The 16,892-nt window shown below is 72.4% G+C and carries 19 protein-coding genes; 5 read left to right on the forward strand and 14 right to left on the reverse strand.

Features of this window, described 5'->3' with window-relative positions:
* Positions 1–225: 225 nt before the first annotated feature.
* Positions 226–723, forward strand: coding sequence for a GNAT family N-acetyltransferase (locus tag JMF97_RS17750; RefSeq protein ID WP_238359578.1), 498 nt, complete (start codon positions 226–228; stop codon positions 721–723).
* Here JMF97_RS17750 and JMF97_RS17755 read toward each other — a convergent pair.
* Both JMF97_RS17755 and JMF97_RS17760 read right to left on the reverse strand, forming a co-directional pair.
* Complete coding sequence (locus tag JMF97_RS17755; protein WP_203222571.1) at positions 720–1,982, reverse strand: cupin domain-containing protein; 1,263 nt, start codon at positions 1,980–1,982, stop codon at positions 720–722. The genes JMF97_RS17750 and JMF97_RS17755 overlap by 4 nt on opposite strands.
* Positions 1,983–1,991: 9 nt before the next feature.
* A complete protein-coding gene (locus JMF97_RS17760; protein WP_126710797.1) occupies positions 1,992–2,234 on the reverse strand; it encodes a hypothetical protein in 243 nt (80 codons plus the stop codon).
* Positions 2,235–2,486: 252 nt separating this feature from the next.
* Here JMF97_RS17760 and JMF97_RS17765 point away from each other — a divergent pair, with 252 nt between their 5' ends.
* Entirely contained in the window at positions 2,487–3,233 is a 747-nt protein-coding gene (locus JMF97_RS17765; RefSeq protein ID WP_203222572.1) for a PIG-L deacetylase family protein, read from the forward strand.
* Positions 3,234–3,286: 53 nt separating this feature from the next.
* Here the strand turns inward: JMF97_RS17765 and JMF97_RS17770 are convergent, their stop codons facing one another.
* From JMF97_RS17770 to JMF97_RS17805, 8 genes are all read right to left on the reverse strand, one after another.
* Positions 3,287–3,715 carry a DUF2267 domain-containing protein gene (locus tag JMF97_RS17770; protein WP_013734372.1) on the reverse strand — a complete coding sequence of 143 codons (429 nt, stop codon included), beginning with the start codon at positions 3,713–3,715 and terminating at the stop codon, positions 3,287–3,289.
* A gap of 285 nt (positions 3,716–4,000) precedes the next feature.
* Positions 4,001–4,876: a DUF72 domain-containing protein gene (locus tag JMF97_RS17775; RefSeq protein ID WP_203222573.1), complete on the reverse strand. Its 876-nt coding sequence runs from the start codon at positions 4,874–4,876 to the stop codon at positions 4,001–4,003.
* Positions 4,877–4,919: 43 nt separating this feature from the next.
* Positions 4,920–5,318, reverse strand: coding sequence for a TraR/DksA family transcriptional regulator (locus JMF97_RS17780; protein ID WP_102660563.1), 399 nt, complete (start codon positions 5,316–5,318; stop codon positions 4,920–4,922).
* Positions 5,319–5,440: 122 nt separating this feature from the next.
* Positions 5,441–6,082, reverse strand: coding sequence for a nucleoside/nucleotide kinase family protein (locus JMF97_RS17785; RefSeq protein WP_203222574.1), 642 nt, complete (start codon positions 6,080–6,082; stop codon positions 5,441–5,443).
* Positions 6,083–6,139: 57 nt separating this feature from the next.
* Positions 6,140–6,751 (reverse strand): winged helix-turn-helix domain-containing protein, encoded by a 612-nt coding sequence (locus JMF97_RS17790; RefSeq protein WP_203222575.1) that lies wholly within the window; start codon positions 6,749–6,751, stop codon positions 6,140–6,142.
* A 434-nt stretch (positions 6,752–7,185) separates the two neighbouring features.
* Positions 7,186–7,626 (reverse strand): winged helix-turn-helix domain-containing protein, encoded by a 441-nt coding sequence (locus tag JMF97_RS31790; RefSeq protein ID WP_203222882.1) that lies wholly within the window; start codon positions 7,624–7,626, stop codon positions 7,186–7,188.
* A gap of 134 nt (positions 7,627–7,760) precedes the next feature.
* On the reverse strand, positions 7,761–8,252 hold the full coding sequence (locus JMF97_RS17800) for a rhodanese-like domain-containing protein (RefSeq protein WP_203222576.1): 492 nt from the start codon (positions 8,250–8,252) through the stop codon (positions 7,761–7,763).
* Between the two features lie 38 nt (positions 8,253–8,290).
* Positions 8,291–8,755: a cysteine dioxygenase gene (locus tag JMF97_RS17805; RefSeq protein WP_203222577.1), complete on the reverse strand. Its 465-nt coding sequence runs from the start codon at positions 8,753–8,755 to the stop codon at positions 8,291–8,293.
* Positions 8,756–9,291: 536 nt separating this feature from the next.
* Here JMF97_RS17805 and JMF97_RS17810 point away from each other — a divergent pair.
* A complete protein-coding gene (locus tag JMF97_RS17810) occupies positions 9,292–9,684 on the forward strand; it encodes an ankyrin repeat domain-containing protein (protein WP_203222578.1) in 393 nt (130 codons plus the stop codon).
* A gap of 164 nt (positions 9,685–9,848) precedes the next feature.
* On the opposite strand, the gene JMF97_RS17815 is transcribed toward JMF97_RS17810, so the two are convergent.
* The 4 genes from JMF97_RS17815 to secA2 form a co-directional block, all read right to left on the reverse strand.
* On the reverse strand, positions 9,849–10,604 hold the full coding sequence (locus tag JMF97_RS17815; RefSeq protein WP_307816970.1) for a class I SAM-dependent methyltransferase: 756 nt from the start codon (positions 10,602–10,604) through the stop codon (positions 9,849–9,851).
* A 110-nt stretch (positions 10,605–10,714) separates the two neighbouring features.
* On the reverse strand, positions 10,715–11,281 hold the full coding sequence (locus JMF97_RS17820) for a DUF2231 domain-containing protein (RefSeq protein WP_238359579.1): 567 nt from the start codon (positions 11,279–11,281) through the stop codon (positions 10,715–10,717).
* A gap of 119 nt (positions 11,282–11,400) precedes the next feature.
* Positions 11,401–12,141 carry a GAF and ANTAR domain-containing protein gene (locus tag JMF97_RS17825; RefSeq protein WP_203222581.1) on the reverse strand — a complete coding sequence of 247 codons (741 nt, stop codon included), beginning with the start codon at positions 12,139–12,141 and terminating at the stop codon, positions 11,401–11,403.
* Between the two features lie 206 nt (positions 12,142–12,347).
* Positions 12,348–14,642, reverse strand: a complete 2,295-nt coding sequence (gene secA2, locus JMF97_RS17830) for an accessory Sec system translocase SecA2 (protein WP_203222582.1) — start codon at positions 14,640–14,642, stop codon at positions 12,348–12,350.
* Between the two features lie 301 nt (positions 14,643–14,943).
* Here secA2 and JMF97_RS17835 point away from each other — a divergent pair, with 301 nt between their 5' ends.
* On the forward strand, positions 14,944–15,960 hold the full coding sequence (locus tag JMF97_RS17835; protein WP_239089170.1) for a glucosyl-3-phosphoglycerate synthase: 1,017 nt from the start codon (positions 14,944–14,946) through the stop codon (positions 15,958–15,960).
* 166 nt (positions 15,961–16,126) lie between these two features.
* Positions 16,127–16,855, forward strand: coding sequence for an ATP-binding protein (locus JMF97_RS17840; RefSeq protein WP_203222584.1), 729 nt, complete (start codon positions 16,127–16,129; stop codon positions 16,853–16,855).
* Positions 16,856–16,892: the final 37 nt, after the last annotated feature.

Genomic DNA, 16,892 nt, shown 5'->3' on the forward strand with positions numbered 1-16,892 from the left:
CCGCCCCGCCGCCCCCTCGCCCCGTCGCCCCGTCGATCTTGCACTTTGTGTCGCCGCGAAAAGGACAGACAGGGGCAAGTCGGCGACCGAAAGTGCAAGATCGACGGGGCGGTGCGGCGGGGAGGGAGGGGTGCGTGGGGACAGGGAGGGTGGGGTGTGGAGGTTCGGCTTGTGCCTTGGTCGGGGGCGGCGCTTGGGCTGTTGCGGCGGATCAACACCGCGGACATGCGGCGGCATGTCGGCGGGGCTGAGTCGGAGGAGCAGATGCTTGCCCGGCACCGGCGGTACCTTGCCATGCCGGCAACTGCTCGCGGTGCGATGTTCGTCGTGCTGCTGGGCGACGAGATGGTCGGCAGTATCGGGTACCACCGGCGTGACTGGCAGGGCAAGCAGATCTACGAGACCGGGTGGAACGTCCTACCGCCCTGGCAGGGCCGAGGTGTCGCCTCCGCGGCCGGCACCGCCCTGATCAGCATGCTGCGCGAGGCTGCCCGCCACCGCGACGCGCCCGACAGCCTGCACGCGCCCGACAGCCACGCGCCCGACAGCCCGGACGCGCCCGACAGGCTGCACGCGTTCCCGTCGGTCGAGAACACCGCCTCCAACGCAGTCTGCCGTCGCCTCGGCTTCACTCTCGTCGGCCCCTGCGATTTCGAGTACCCGCCGGGTAGCGGCAGCCTGATGCGCAGCAACGATTGGCGGATCACCCTCACCGGACCCTAGCCGGGGATCAGGGCGGCTTCTCGGAGCAGGCGGCGGGTGAGGGTGAGGCGGTCGGCGTCGCTGTCCAGGGCGGGGAGGTCGCCCACGCGGGTGATCTCGCCGGTGAGCAGGGCGCGTACGGCGGGTTCGCAGTACGCGGGCAGGGTGATGGCGCGGTCGAACAGGCGCAGGGTGGCCTGGTCGCCGGTGACGGTGAGCTGCCAGCGCAGGCCCGGGCGGGCGGTGACGTGGCTGTCGACGGTCAACGCGGTCAACGCGGCGGCCTGCGCCAGAGGGCGGATCGGGGCGGGACGCGACGCCGGCCAGGCCCGCTGCCGCAGCCGGCCCGCCACGGCTGCCGGGTCGGCGCGCGACAACCAGTCGCGCAACGCCTCGACGGTCTCGGTGAGTTCCGGCTCGATCGCTTCGGGGTCGGCCAGGTCGATGCCGAGGGGCAGGGTGGCCCGCAGCCGGCGGTCCTCGGTGGCCAGCGCGAGCAGCTCCTCGACCAGGGCGTACCGGGTCAGTGCCCGGATGCCGACGGTGAGGTGCAGTGAGCTGGACTCCTGGGCCTGGGCGCTGTGCAGCCAGCCGCGTGGCAGGTAGAGCGCGTCACCCGGTTCGAGCACCACGTCCAGGGTGGCGGGTCCGGCAGCGGTGGCGGCGACCTCGTCGGCCCGCCCACCCCACGGTTGGCGTTCGAGCGGGTCGGGCAGCACCGGCGGGTGGATCCGCCAGTGTTTGCGCCCGTCGACCTGGAGCACGAACACGTCGTGGGTGTCGTAGTGGGTGGCGAAGCCCTGGCTGCCGGGCGGGGTGAGGTAGGCGTTGACCTGCAACGGCTGCCCGACGGCAAGGCTCAACTCGCGGGTGAAGTCGACAAGTGGTGGCCAGTTGCGGTGCAGGCCCTGAAGCACCAGGGTGGCACCGCCGGCGTACAGCTCCAGGATCTTCTCGTCGAGGACCTGGTCGCCGATCTCGGCGCCGGCCCCGCCGCCGCCGGTGTAGCGCGCCGCGGGCAGCACCTGGCCGTCCTTGGCCACCCGCAGGAAGGGGGTACGCAGACCACGCCGGCTGAGCAGTTCGTCGGCGTCGTCGGGGCTGAGCAGGTCGGTGAAGCCGGCCGGGTTGGGCAGCTCGGCGGCGCGGGACAGCAGCGGCGTATGTCCCCAGTGGGCGGCGGCGAACTTCTCCGGCTCGACGCTGACACAGCGCGCCAGCGCGGACGGGTACGCCACCGCCGGGCGGACCGTGCCGCCCGGCGGATCGAGTTGCGTCATCGTGCTCGGCTACCGGGCGGCACCGTCGGCGCCACCGTCGTGCTGGCCCGGGGTCGCACCCCCGTCGGCCGGGCCCTCGGCGCTGCCGTCCGCACCACCGTCGTGCTGACCCGGCGTCGCACCACCATCAGCCGGACCCTCGGCGCTGCCATCGGCGCCGCCGTCGTGCTGACCGGGGGTGGCGCCGCCGTCGGCCGGGCCTTCCAGGCCGCCGCCGCTGGTGCTCTGGATGTCGTCGTCGTTGAGTGGCATCGTGCTCCCTCGGATGAACCCGACCCCGCCGTCGGTGGGGTGTGCCGTGCCGCGCGTGGTACCCCGCGCGCGATCTTCTCTAAACCAGTGCAACCCACCGTAGACGCCGGTGCCCCGCGACACGCCCGCTTCGCCGCGCTCGGCACTACCGGGCGATGCCACCCCGGTGGGCTCCCGCCACCATGCCGCTGGGCTGCTGCGGGCCACGCCCGGTGACAAGATGGGACCGAGCCGATCACAACGGAGGTGGCGATGACCGAAGCACTGGAACCGCTGGAGCCGGTGACCGAGGACTGGCAGCGCGCCCTGGCGATCGTGGCTCATCCGGACGACCTCGAATTCGGTGCCGCCGCCGCTGTCGCGCGCTGGACCGGGCAGGGCAGACAGGTGGTCTACTGCCTGGTCACCAGCGGCGAGGCGGGCATCGACGGGATGCCACCGGCACGCGCCCGGCAGGTACGCGAGCAGGAGCAACGCGACTCCGCCGCCCTCGTCGGCGTGGACACGGTCGACTTCCTCGGCCTGCCCGACGGGATCCTGGAGTACGGCGTACCCCTGCGCCGGGAGTTGGCCGCGGTGGTCCGTCGCCACCGTCCGGACATCGTGATCACCAACAACTTCCGGGAGACCTGGGACGGCGCGCTCACCCTCAATCAGGCCGACCACATCGCGGTCGGGCGGGCCACCCTGGACGCCGTACGCGACGCCGGCAACCGGTGGATCTTCCCGGAGCAGCTGACCGACGGCGTCGAGCCGTGGAACGGCGTACGCCAGGTCTGGGCGGCTTCCTCGCCCCGCTCGAAGCACGGGGTCGACACCACCGAGACGTTCGACAAGGGTGTGGCGTCGTTGCTGGCGCACGAGGCGTACCTGACCGGGCTGGGTGACGGCAGCTTCGACGCGCAGGAGTTCCTGGAGGGCGGCGCCCGCCCGGTCGGCACCCGGCTGGGCGTGCGCTACGGCACCTCGTTCGAGGTGTTCCACTTCGACCTCTGGTAGGGCCGGGCGCGCCGTCCGGGTGTGCCGGGCGGCGCGCCGCGAACCCGCGACGGTCAGGGCATGATCTGGACGAGGTCGTCGGGCATGGTGGCCCGCACGTCGTCCCATTCGCCCTGGGTGATGTGCCGACGCAGGGTTTCCAGCACCACCTGGACCACCCGCTGCGGGCCGCCCTCCGCGTCGTAGGGGAAGCCCTGCCGGACCTCGTAGAGGAAGTCGTCGCGGTTGAGCTTGATCGGTACGTTCTCCGGCTGCCAGCCGTCGAAGTAGATGCCCCGCACCAGCATCGGCAGCTGTGCGGAGAACTCCACGCTCTCCTGCACCGGCATCCGGTCGCGCAGCAGGTGCAGCACGGTGCGCAGCGCCGCGTACGACTGGTTGCGCTGTGCCTTCGGCCAGCCGTACGCCTGCTCGATGTCCTTGAGGATCAGGTTTGTCTTGTCCACCGACGACTCAATTGCCGACTGGAACTGCTCAGCCATCTGTCCACCCCCGTAGGTCGGTCTCCCAGCGTCGATCGTCGTGACGTCGCGGCGGACCCACCGGACCGGGCCGCGGCCGGATCGGGCTGGCCCGCCCGAAGCGTGGTGCCCGCCGGGCCTGGTCGCGGTCTCCGACGACGCGCAGGACGGCGTCGCGCCGTCGATGCGGTACCATCGTCATCGCCATCCACCTCCGTGAGATCTCCGCTACCACCACCCTCCGCCGGTCGAAGGTGACCCATCCTCACCCCGCGCGGGTGAGATGACAGCGGTGGCGCGGGCGGCTCAGTCGGATTCGGTCAGCAGCGTCTGGAGTTGCTGGGCGTTGACCTGGGCGTAGTCCCGATAACAGTTGTTCATCAGGACGTGGGTCTGCTGCGTCTGGTCGGCCAGTTCGCGCAGTCTGGGCGCCCAGTCGGCCAGTTCACGCTTGGAGTAGCGGTAGCCGAACTTCTCGTGGATGTCCCGACTGGTCCACTTGTCGCTGTGGCCGTGGAAGCGGACCACCGCCAGATCCGAGGTGGCAGCCAGCACCGGCGGGACCGACGAGCGGTGCCCCTGCGGCATGTCCACGCCGACGTACGCCAGCCGGTGCTCGCGCAGGAAGTCGAGGGTCTCGGTGGCGTTGTCCCCGTCGAACCAGGAGGCGTGCCGGAACTCGAAGACCGGACGCAGCGGCGCGCAGCGCCGGGTCACCTCCAGCAGGTACTGCTTGTTGTCCCGGCGAATGGTGAACCAGGGCGGGAACTGGAACAGCAGCGCGCCGAGCTTGCCCGCCTCGACCAGCGGGTCCAGGGCGCTGAGGAACCGGGTCCAGACCTCCTCGTACGCCTGCGGCGGCAGGTCGTCCGGGTAGAGGTTGCGTTTGTCGGTGGCCGGCCGCAGATCCTTGTAGATCGCACTGACCTTGGTGGGGTGGCCGGTGAGCAGGCTGAACGCCTTGATGTTGAAGGTGAAGCCGGGCGGGGTGCGCTCGGCCCAGAGCCGGGCGGTGCGCTCGGCCGGTGGCGAGTAGTAGGTGGCGTCGACCTCGACCAGCGGGAACTGCCGGGCGTAGTAGGCCAGCCGCTTCTCCGGCGTGTCCGCCGTCTGCGGGTACCACCCCGAGTCGAGCAGCGTACGGTCGGTCCAGGAGGCGGTACCCACTGCGATCTCGCCCATGGGTGACGTGCACCGTGTCCCGGACCGACCGGCAAGCTGTCGCTCAAGCTGCCCGACGCTCCCGGGTCTGCTTGCACGTCACGCAGGTGGTCGCCGACGGGAAGATCTCCAGCCGTTCCACCGGAATGGGAGCCGAGCAGCCCTCGCAGAAGCCGTAGGTGCCCTCGTCGAGCCGGGTCAGCGCATGCTCGAACTGCGCCCGCCGGTCCAGGATGGTGCGCAGCAGCGACTGCGCGGTGTCCCGCTCGGCGGTCTTGGTGCCGCTGTCGGCCTGGTCGTCGCCCGCAGTGTCGCCGACCTCGACCAGCCGGAGCACCTGGCTCTGCTGCACGGCCTGCTCGTACTCCTCGGACAGTTCGGCGTAGCGGGCCTGAAGGGAGAGTCGAATCTGGTCGATCTCCGCCTGCGATCGGCCCGTGCCGACCGTGTCGTGGACGAGCATGGCTGCCTGCCTTCCTGGGCATCATCATCATCGCAGGTGGGACCACCCCACCCGGTCATACCGCCCAGGCGGGTGATCACCCGGGCGCTGTGAGCCCCGCGATTACCCCCGCACCCCGGGGATCAAACCGGGTCGTCGACGGATTCCACGATCGCCGGGTGACGTGGGTCGTCCACCCGGACCACCAGATCGGCGAAGGTGGCCGGTGCGACCTCGTCGGCGTACCGGGCGTACGCGGGCAGGGTCCAGGCCAGTTCGGCAGCGGTACGCCGACTCAGCGCGGCAGCGGACATCTCCAGATGCACGGTGACGTCGAAGGGCAGTCCTCCGCCGAGCAGGAAGGCGCCACTGATCAGGACCACCCCGCCGGGCGGCACCTCGACGTACGCCGCCCGACTGGCCCGGTCGGTCCTGGCGTCCCAGAGCGAGGGCAGGATCCGCCCGTCGCCCGCCGGCCCCGCCGGGTCGAGCACCTCCCGACGTAGCCCGGCCTCGTCGACCCAGCCTTCGTAGTAGGCGTCCGGGTTGGTCCGGCCACGTTCCAGGCGTACGGACGCCGGGCGCAGGAAGTCGTCGGAGCGGATGTGCCGGGCCGGTCGGCCGTACGCCCGCAGCGGGTCGACCAGGGCGGCGGCCAACTCGTCGGGGTGGGCGGCGGCGGGACCGTCCACAGCGACCCGCAGCCGCCCGGCCGACCCGGTGTCGGCGAGTCGCTGCGCCAGCTCGGTGACCAGTCGCTGCGGTGAGATGGGACGCACACGCATCCGACCATCGTGCCCGGCCTCCGACAGTCACCGCCGCCGACCACCTGCCCCGAGCGGTCAGCCGGTCTCGTCGAGGGTGACCCGGGCCTCGTCGGCCAGCCGGTAGCCGACGCCGTAGACCGTGGTGACCAGGGGCACGTCCACCCCGACCTTGCCGCGCAGCCGGCGCACGTGCACGTCGACGGTACGCACCCCCGCGTGTTCGTAACCCCAGACCGCGTTGAGCAGCTGGAGCCGGGTGAACACCCGGCGCGGATGCACCACCAGATGCAGCAGCAGGTCGAATTCGAGGCGGGTCAGCGGCAGTGGCTCGCCGTCGCGCAGCACCGACCGGGAGGAGGCCAGGATGTGCAGGCTGGGGATGGTCGGCGCGAGCGGCCGTGCCGGTGTCCGCCCCGCCGGCACGACCTCGGTGCGCCGCTCGGGCACCACCGGGCCACCGTTGGTGATCGTGCCCTCGCCGTGCTCCAGCAGCTCCCGGGCCGCTTCCAGCAGCTGACGCGCGGCCGGTGTCAGCGACTCCTCGCAGGCCAGCGGAATCGACAGGGTGACGGTGATGACCGGGGCTGCTGTGCTGGTGGGGCGGCGTTGGCCGCCCGGTGGCCGACCGGGGACCGCTGGCTGGGACGTATGCCATCCGGCGCGCGACGAAGCGGGGCTGACCGACATGGTCCTCCTAGGCTGGTCCGGGTTTTCCCCACGGCCCCGGGACGCCGCTTTATCGATGCTTCCCGGCGCCGGTGTGCGGGTCAAGGGGCGGCTGCGTTGTGTGAATGTGACAATTGACCGACACTTCGGAGCCGGATGCTCGCTCTGCGTACGAGGCCAGATGATTACAGCAGAGTCGCCAACTTGACCCGATACGGGGGGTCGACACCGGAGTTCACCTTTCGTGCCAGGTCTCGCAACCACCCGCCGTGACGTCGACTGATCACGCTCCCAGGCCGACGGGGTCCCGGCCCAGAGACGCCGGGGTCACGGCCCAGAGACGGCGCGGCGCGGCCCAGAGACGGCGCGGCGCGGCCCAGAGACGGCGCGGCGCGGCCCAGAGACGGCGCGGCGCGGCCCAGAGACGGCGCGGCGCGGTCACGCAGGGCGGTAGATCAGTGTTCGACGCTCACCCGGGCCTCGTCGGCCAGGCGGTAGCCGACACCGTGGACGGTGGTCAGCAACGGCGTGTCGACGCCGAGCTTGGCGCGCAGCCGGCGGACGTGCACGTCGACGGTGCGCGCCACGGCGTGGTCGTAACCCCAGACCTGGTTGAGCAGCTGGATCCGGGTGAAGACCCGCCGGGGCCGCTCGGCCATGAACAGCAGCAGGTCGTACTCGATCCGGGTCAGCGGGACCACCCGGTCGCCCTGCTGGACGCTGCGGGGTCCGGTGAGGATGCGGATGACGCTCGGGTCGGCAGCGGCCGGCGGGTGATCGGCGTCGCCGCGCGCCAGGCGTCCCTCGCCTGAGGCGGCCAGTTCGCCGAGCAGTTCCAGCAACCGGTTCAGGCGTGGGCTCGCCGCTGCGGCGGCAAGATCGACGGTGATGGTCAGGGTGGGATTGGCGCGCCGCCGGACGAGGCGGCTGCGGCTGGTACGGCCGGACGGGTGTTGGCGCGGGCTGATGGCGACGACGGACACGGCGGCCTCCTGGGGGAACTACCGCCACGCCGGGTGGGCGTGGCTGATCAGTGGGACACCCGACCGGCGGTCGCCGGGGGCGCGGGAGTGGACGGGCGGATCGGTGGGGTGGGGCCCAGCACCGGCAGGCCGGCGATCCGCCAGGCGGCGAAGCCACCGATCACGTCGGTGGCCCGGAACAGGCCGAGATCCTGCAACGACGCGGCGGCCAGGGACGAGGTGTAGCCCTCCTGGCAGAGCACCACCACGGGCAGGTCGTAGCCGACCGCCTGCGGCAGCCGGGCCGGGCAACGCGGGTCGAAGCGCCATTCGAGCACGTTGCGCTCGACGGCGAGGGCGCCGGGCACCGTCCCGTGCGCGGCCCGTTGCGCGGCCGGCCGGATGTCGACCAGCAGCGCCCCCGTCCGGTACGCCAGGTGCGCCTGCTCCGGGTCGAGGCGGTCCAGCCGGGCCCGGGCGGCGTGCAGGATCTCGTCGATCCCCCGGGAGCCCGGCGGCGGTACCGGACAGTGGGCGGCGGGGTCGGTCTGCGGCATCATCGTTCCTTCCAGGTGTGTCGGCTGGTGCCAGGGGGGGTTCACCATGCCACGCCGGCCTCGGCCACCTCGGCGGCCCTCAGCCGACCCCCGTCGAGGTGGTAGCGGGTCATCCGACGCAGGGCCGGGCGGTAGACGTGCACGCTGACCGCCGGCTCGGCGTGCCGATTGGTCACCACGTGCACGTGCCGGGGACCGAAGCGACGGCCGGAGCCGGCGTCGAGCAGATGCGGACGCAGCCGCCCGCCGCTGACCGTCTCCTCGGTGAGCACCCCCGAGGCAACCAGGAAGGCACCGGACGAGCCCCCGTGGTCGTGCAGATCGGTGCCCTGGCCGGGCAGCCAGCTCAACGCCCACACCTCGTGGTCGTCGTTGGCGGCGAGCCGGGCGTACCACCGGCTGGCCGGGTCGAAGCGCAGCGGCACCGGCCAGCTCCCGGGGTCGCCGGCCCAGCGCCGGGCGACGGCGAGCAGGTCCGACCGCTCGGAGACAGGCAGAGCAGGCATGGCTTCCTCACGAGTTTCAACGGCTGTGGTCGCCACCCAGCCTAGGCGGTAAACCCTATAGGCTTAGTAGGTAATCTCACATGCCGGGACACTTCTTCATGATCGCGCTCGATCCCGGATCGAGTGGCTTGGTGGCGCGACCGAGCCACTGGATCCGATATCGAGCGCGATCATGCGTCCACGGGAGACCCTGGACGCCCATCCGACGCCTCGTGGCGTGACGGGAGGCCACGGCCCGAGCACCGGGGCGAGGACGAGCAACTCGATGCGCAGGTCGGACACCTGCCGGCGCTGCGGGACCAGCACGGATTGCAGGGTCCGGACAGAACTACAGCGGATGAGACGGGACTGCAGGGACCGGGAAAGAAGCTGCGGGACCGGGCGGTCGGGCGGGGTGCGGGGTTGCGGCGGGATGGGCGGAGCCCAGCCAGCACGGGTTTGCCCCTTCCGTCGCGGCCGAGCAGTAGCAGTGCCCAGGGCGGGGCGGTCGGACCGGTCGGGATGAGCGGCGTGGCGACGCCGGCTAGCCTGAGCCGGTGAGTGAGGAACTCGACGCCGAGACCCTGGAGTTCGCGCACCGGATGTTCGACCTGGCGCGCGACGGCGCGACCACCGAACTGGCCGGGTACGTCGATGCGGGGCTGCCGGTCAACCTGACCAACGAGAAGGGCGACACGCTCCTGATCCTGGCGGCGTACCACGCCCACCCGGAGACGGTGGCCGCGCTGCTCGATCGGGGCGCCGACCACACCCGGACCAACGACCGGGGCCAGACCGCCCTGGCGGCGGCCGTGTTCCGCAGCAGCGGTGACGCGGTACGCGCCCTGCTCACCGCCGGCGCGGACCCCGACCACGGCAACCCGTCCGCCGTGGAGACCGCCCAGTTCTTCGACCTGTCGGAGATGCTCACCCTGCTGCGTCCCGCCTGACCGACGCCGCGCTGCCGTAGAGCCTGCGTCAGCGCGGACCCGCCGGTGCCGAGTTGACACCACGGCCAGTCGACCCGCCCGTCGGTGCCGGGTCGACACCAAGCCCAGATGACCCCCGGTCGGTGCCACGTGACAGCGAATCGACCTCGTTCGTCGTGGCCGGGCTAACGGCGGGCCTCGATGAGGAAGCGTTGGGCGTGGGCGACGAACGGGCCTTCGGTGCGGATGCGCTCGTGCAGGCGGGCCAGCGCCGGCCGGTGCGCCGCAACCGTGAAGCCGGGCACCGTCCAGACCACCTTGCGCAGGAACCAGACCACGGCGCCGACGTCGTGGAACACGGTGCGCAGGGTGGCCGTACGCAGGTCGACGACGGTCAGCCCGGCCGCTTCGGCGGCGGCGACCGCCTGTTCCGGGTGCCGGTGGGCCGGTGGCGGCAGCGGCCCGAGGATCGCCTCGCTGAGTTCGCGGACGGTGCCCGGCCCGATCTGCTGGGACAGGAACGTGCCACCGGGCCGCAGTACGCGCGCCACCTCGGGCCAGTCGGTGTGCACCGGATGCCGGCTGACCACCAGGTCGAAGGTGGCGCTGCGCAACGGCAGCGGGGCGTCGGGGCGCACCGCGACCACTGTCGCCCCGATCGGGCGGAGCCTGGCCCGGGCCACCGGCACGTTGGGCGGCCACGCCTCGGTGGCCACCAGCAGCCGGGGCGGATGAGGCACCTCGGCGAGCACCTCTCCCCCGCCGGTGTCGATGTCCAGCGCCGTGTCGACGGTCGCCATCCGCGCCGCCATCAGGCGGGCGTACCCCCAGGGTGGACGCTCCTCGGTGGCCCGGCCGGCGAGCCGGTCGAAGGCCCAGCCCTCGACGGGCGCGGCGGCGCCGTCGGCGATCAGCTCGTCGAAGCTCGCTTCCCCTGACACGGCCTCAGCGTGTCCGGCATGCCTCGACCGTGGCAACGCCATTTCGCGTGAGGGCGCCGCGGCCAGGTTCGCCGGATGCCGCTCCAGCAGGGTGGTGCCGCCCCCTGGACCTACGGACGGGGGCGGACGATCTCGACGGTCCGGGCGTCGACACCACCCAGGACGGCGGCACCACGCGGGGCGTCCACGCCACCCAGGACAGCCGCACCACGCGAGGTGGCGGCAGCACGCGAGGTGGCGGCAGCACGCGGGGCGCCGGTGCCGCGGAGGGCGTCGAAGCTGGTCGGCTCGGCCCGTCCGGGCTCGTAGTGGCGCATCAGGCGCGCGCCCAGCGCCACGCCGAGACCGCCGACGGCCAGCGCGAGCAGCTCGACGACCAGCAGTACGGCGGTGGCGCCGCGGTTCGGCGCGTCCGCCCGCACCAGGCAGGAGAGCAGGAACAGTCCGGCCGTCCCGGCGTTGACGAGGTTGAAGCTGATCGCGGTGCGACGGGTCCGGTCCGGCGGCACGTCCCACAGGTCGACCATGCCGGCCATCGTGGTCAGTCCCGCCGCCACCAGGGCGGCCACCACCGTCCAGTAGCCGACCTCGCCGAACAGCGCGGGGCCGCCGACCACCTGGGCGAAGTCGAAGATGGTCGCACAGACGAAGAGCCCGTACGGGAACGTCACAAGCATCGGTTGAATGGGGTGCCCCTGCACCCGCAGTCGGCTCTGCATCGGTCCCCCTGGATTGGAATCAGCTCACCAGTCCAGGGTGCTACCCGGGTGCCTCCGCGGCGAAACGAGAGCGGTGCTCAGTTGTCCCGTGGTCGGGAGACGGTGCTGACCAGCCGCTCGGCCACCTGCCGCAGCGGGATCGACAACGACGATGCCGCGCTGCGCAGCACCTCGAGGGCGTCCTCCGGCGGGCAGCCGCGCTGCGTCATGATCACCCCGATGGCCTGGCCGATCACGCCGTCACCGAGCAACGCGACGTCCCGGGCGTCGGCCTGCGCGCTGCGGCGCTGCCGGTCCCGTACGGCGGCGAGCAGCAGGCCGGCGTGTTCGGCGAGGAGCATGGCGGTGAGCTGGTGGCCGGTGGTCAGCGCGTCGGGTCGGCCGGCGTAGAGGTTGATCGCGCCGATCACCTGCTCGTCCACGTCGACCGGTGCGGAGATCACTCCGAGTACGCCGAGCTCGCCGGCCCGGGTCGTCCAGTCCGGCCAGCGGCGTTCGGTGGCGAGGTTCTCCGCGCGGACCATCTCCCGTAGCCGGATCGCGTCCATCGCCGGGGTGTCCGCGCCGTAGCGCAGGTCATCCAGCCCGCTCATCGGCGCGTCGGAGGCGGCCACTCCGGCCGGCTCACCGGCCCGCAGGGCGGTGAACCCGCACCAGTTGACCCCGGCGATGGCGTCCCGGGTGATCCGGACCAGGGCGGACAGCGCCTCGTCGAAGTCGTCCAGGGCGATCAACCCGGCGGTCAGTTCCCGCAACAGGGCCGCCGTCTCCAGCACGCCGAGGGTCTCCGCCAGCGGTGGACTCGTTTCCAGGTTCACCGAGCCCGAGCCCCCGTACGCCTGGCCAGCGTCCTCACGGTCTCCTCCTCGCTACGACCGGACACGAGGGCAGCTCCGACGGCAGCCCTGACGTGACGACCCGCCCTACTACCCGCTGCAACAACGGTCGAAACGGTGCAAAGCGGGGCCCCTCCCAGGGTACGGGTACCGCTGGGAGGGGCCGCGACCGGATCAGTGGGTACGCGTCAGCGCCCGCCGCCCCCGCTGAGCCGCCGACCGACCGAGGCGATCAGCCGGTCCAGCTCCGAGCCGAACGGATTGTCGTGCACCAGGTACGTCCAGGTGGCGCTCGGCCGCACCAGCTCCGCCGCGTCCGGCTCCCAGTCCTCGTCGAACTCGGTCTCGGCGAAGGTGGCCAGCGTGCGCGCCTCGATCTCCGGCACCAGGTCGGTGAACGCGGGCACCGCCGCCCGGTGGAACTCGTCGAGCGGGTCGAGTCGGCCCAGGGCGCGCAGGTGTACGCCCTCGCGGACCTCCGACAGCTCGGCCAGGTGGTCGGCCCAGAGGCGGTCGAGGTGGTAGAGGGCGATCGACCGGGCCACCCGGGCAAGCAGGTCCTCGTCCATCTCACCGGCCTTCTCCGGCATCTTGTCCAGCAGCATCAGCGCCGCGACGTCGCTGGTCAGCAGCCGTTCCCGGCGTTCGGCGAGCGCCTTGCGCTGCTGTTCGATCACCACGCTGTAGCGCCAGGTGTTGCGGTGGATCTCGTGGTTGACGCCCTCGGCGACCCGCTGGGCGTGCTCCACCGCGTAGTCGACCTGCGGGTCGGTGACCAGACCGTCGGCGTTCATCCGCGGCGACGGCGGGACGGTGTCGCCGGCGTGCCGGGCGACCAGGTCGTCCTCCAGGCTGACGAAGAAGACCGACCCACCCGGGTCGCCCTGCCGGCCGGCCCGCCCGCGCAGCTGGTCGTCGACCCGGCGGCTGTCGTGCCGGCCGCTGCCGATCACGTAGAGGCCGCCGAGTTCGGCGACCCGCTCCCGGTCGATCTGCTCGCTGCCGCCGAGCCGGATGTCCACGCCCCGACCGGCCATCTGGGTGGAGACGGTCACCGCGCCGTACGCGCCGGCCTCGGCGATGATCGCCGCCTCCTCGTCGTCGTTCTTGGCGTTGAGCACCACGCAGGGCACGCCGACGGCGTTGAGCCCGGCGGCCAGCTGCTCGGACTCCTTGACGTCGAGGGTGCCGACCAGCACCGGCCGCCCGGCGGCGTGGCAGCGCTGGATCTCGTCGACCAGCGCCTCGTCCTTCTCCGCCCGGGTGGCGTAGATGCGGTCCGGCTCGTCCACCCGTACGCACGGGGTGTTCGGCGGGATCACCGCGACCTCCAGCCCGAAGAACTCCCGCAGCTGGTCGCCGACCAGCACGGCGGTGGCGGTCATCCCGCACACGTTCGGGTAGAGACCGATGTACGCCTGCACGGCGATGGTGCCCAGCACCTCACCTTCGGCGGTGGCGTCCAGCCCTTCCTTGGCCTCGACCGCGGCCTGCAGCCCGTCGGGCCAGCGGCGGCGCTGGGCCACCCGGCCGCGCATCTCGTCGATCAGCTCGACGGTGCCGTCACGGACGATGTAGTCGACGTCGCGGTGCAGCAGGGCGTGCGCGTGCAGCGCCACGTTCACCGCCGAGAGCTGTTCGACGTTCTCCTCGTCGTACAGGTCGATGCCGAGCTTGGCCTCGACGGCGGCCAGGCCGGCGGAGGTGAAGGCCACGCTGCGGCCGTCCTCGGCGACCGTGTAGTGCTTGCCCTTGCGCAGGCCGCGCACCAGCGCGGCGGCGGCGTGCACCGGGTCCTGCTCGCTGGCGACCGAGCCGGCGAGCACCATCGGCACCCGGGCCTCGTCGATCAGGATCGAGTCCGCCTCGTCGACGATCGCGGTCCGCAGCGTCGGCTGGACCCGGTCGGCGACGTCGGTGACGAGCTGGTCACGCAGGAAGTCGAAGCCGGCCTCGCTGACCGCCACATAGGTGACGTCGCAGGCGTACGCGGCCCGCCGCTCCGCCGGGGTCGAGGCCTCGTTGACCCAGCCCACGGTGAGCCCGAGGAGGGTGTAGACCGGCTCCATCCACTGCGCGTCGCGGCGGGCCAGGTAGTCGTTGACGGTGAGCACGTGCACCGGGCCGTTGCCGAGCCGTACGTGCCCGTACGCGGCGATCGCCGCGGTCAGCGTCTTGCCCTCACCGGTGGCCATCTCGGCGACCTTGCCGGACAGCAGCGACATCGCGCCGAGCAGCTGCACGTCGTACGGCCGCTGGTCGAGCCCGCGGCGGGCGGCCTCGCGGCCGAGCGCACAGATCTCCTCGTAGGTCGATGCCACGGCTGCCGCCTCGGTCAGCTCCGCGTCGTCGAAGGCCTGAACCTTCTCCTCGCGGGCCTCGATGGCCGGCAGCAGCTTCTCCAGCGGGGCCAGATCTACCGTGGTTCCCGGGCGCTGGAGGAACCGGCGGAACCTGGTCTTCAACCGTTGCGACACACCCATGAGCGGCAACGGTACGCGACCGACGGCCCCTTTCGCGCCCTCCCCGGCGTGCCTTCCGTTCCGCGCTGTCCGCCGGGCCGTCCCGCCGCACCGCCGACCGGCGCCGTGATCGGCGGCCGATGCCGCCGTGGTGGTTCGATGAGCAGGGCCGAAGCTTCGCGGTGGCAGCACCGCAATCAAACGTTCATCAAGCGGGAACGTGCCCGGCGCAGGGCCGTGATCAAGCTGGTGGGATCGATCCGGTTAGCTAGCCGGGTGCCGGGAAATCCCACTCCCGGTCTTCGGCGCGATGGGGGTGCCTGTGCGGAACACCGAATCTGCGGTCTCGCCGGTGGTCGAGGCCTGGGCCACCTATCGGACCAGCTCCGCCGCCGACTGGCCGACCCGGCGGCTGCTCCGGGCAAAGGGGGACAGCCGGGTCAGCGTGGTGTTGCCGGCCCACAACGAGGAGGCCACCGTCGGGGCGATCGTGTCGACCATCCGCGAGCACCTGGTGGACCGGGTGCCGCTGGTCGACGAGTTGATCGTGGTGGACTCCCGCTCGACCGACCGGACCACGCAGGTGGCCCGGGCCGCGGGCGCGGAGGTGGTCAGCCAGGACGCGATGACCCACGGGCTGCCGCGGCTGACCGGCAAGGGCGACGCGCTCTGGGCCGGCCTGGCCGCCGCCGAGGGCGACGTGGTGGCCTTCGTCGACGCCGACCTGCGGGAGTTCCGTCCGCACTTCGTCACCGGGCTGCTCGGCCCGCTGCTCACCGACCCGTCGGTGGACTTCGTGAAGGGCTTCTACCATCGGCCGCTGATCGGCACGACCGGGGTGGAGGCCGACGGTGGGGGCCGGGTGACGGAGCTGATGGCCCGTCCCATGCTCAATCTGTTCTGGCCGGAACTGGCCGGTTTCGTCCAGCCGCTCGCCGGTGAGTACGCGGGCCGCCGCGAGGTGCTGGCGCAGGTGCCGTTCGTCTCCGGCTACGGCGTCGAGACCGCCATGCTGATCGATCTGCTCGAACTCGTCGGCCTGGACGCGCTGGCCCAGGTCGACCTGGGCGAGCGCAAGCACCGGCACCAGGACACCGCGGCGCTGGGCCGGATGTCCGCCCAGATCATGCTCACCGTCTGGTCGCGGTTGCAGCGGCGGGGCTGGGCCAGTCCGGATGTGCTGCCCAGCGCCCTGCTGACCCAGTTCCGCCGGGGTGGCTCCGAGGCGCTGCCGAACCTCGACCGGGAGATCGTGGTCAGTGACGTCACCGTCGAGGAGCGCCCGCCGCTGGCCGAACTGCGACACCGGCTGCCGCGCCGCCGGGTCGCCGCGGCCTGACCGGCCGGCAGCGCACCGCCGCCGCTCGCCCGCTACCAGTGGGTACGCCCTCGCGGCGACACCGTGTGTGGCCTGGGGTGTCCGCCGCGCGGGGTGCCCTCGGCTGTTTCGGCCGGCCGGACGCCGGGTAGTTGGCAGCTCTCGACACCGGTGGAAGAGGGCGGAGATGACGAGCCGGATCACCTGCGATGTGGATGACGGGACCCCGGTCACCGTCGTCCGCGTCGCCGGCGGCCTCGACCTGACCACCACCCGCCAGGTGTACGCGGTGCTGGAGCGCTGCCTGTCCGCCCAGCCCGATGCGCTCGTGGTCGACCTGACCGGGCTGACCGTGCACGAGCCGCTGGCCGTGGCGGTGTTCGCCGCGGCGGCGCGCCGGGCGCAGGGCTGGCCGGTGGTGCCGCTGGTGATCTGCGCGCCGCATCCGCATCCGGCCACGTCGCTGGCCGCCTCCACCGCCGTGCGGGTGGTGCCGGTGCGCCACGACTGCGACGAGGCGGCCCGGGTGGCCGACGCCTCGGCCGTACCTCGGATGCGGGTCCGGCTCGAACCGGTCGCGGCGGCCTGTCGGCGCGCCCGGGAGCTGGTGGCCGACGCCTGCGCACGGTGGGACCTGCCGGCGGCAGTCGAACCGGCCTCGGTGGTGCTCAGCGAGCTGGTCGGCAACGTGGTCCGGCACGCCGGCACCCCGATGCAGGTGACCGTGACGCTGCGCCGGCCGTGGCTGCACCTGACCGTGGTGGACGGCAGCCCTGCGGCGGCCGAGCCCGGCCGGCCCGGTGAGCACGACGAGGGCGGGCGGGGCCTGCTGCTGGTGCGCGAACTGGCCGCGCGGTGGGGTAGCGCGCCGGCCGGTGACGGAAAGGCCGTCTGGGCAACACTACCGGCGAATTGACCGAAATTACCGCTGTCGCCTGGTTACATGGTCGGAA

The organism is Micromonospora fiedleri, assembly GCF_016774385.1.
GTDB lineage: Bacteria > Actinomycetota > Actinomycetes > Mycobacteriales > Micromonosporaceae > Micromonospora > Micromonospora gifhornensis.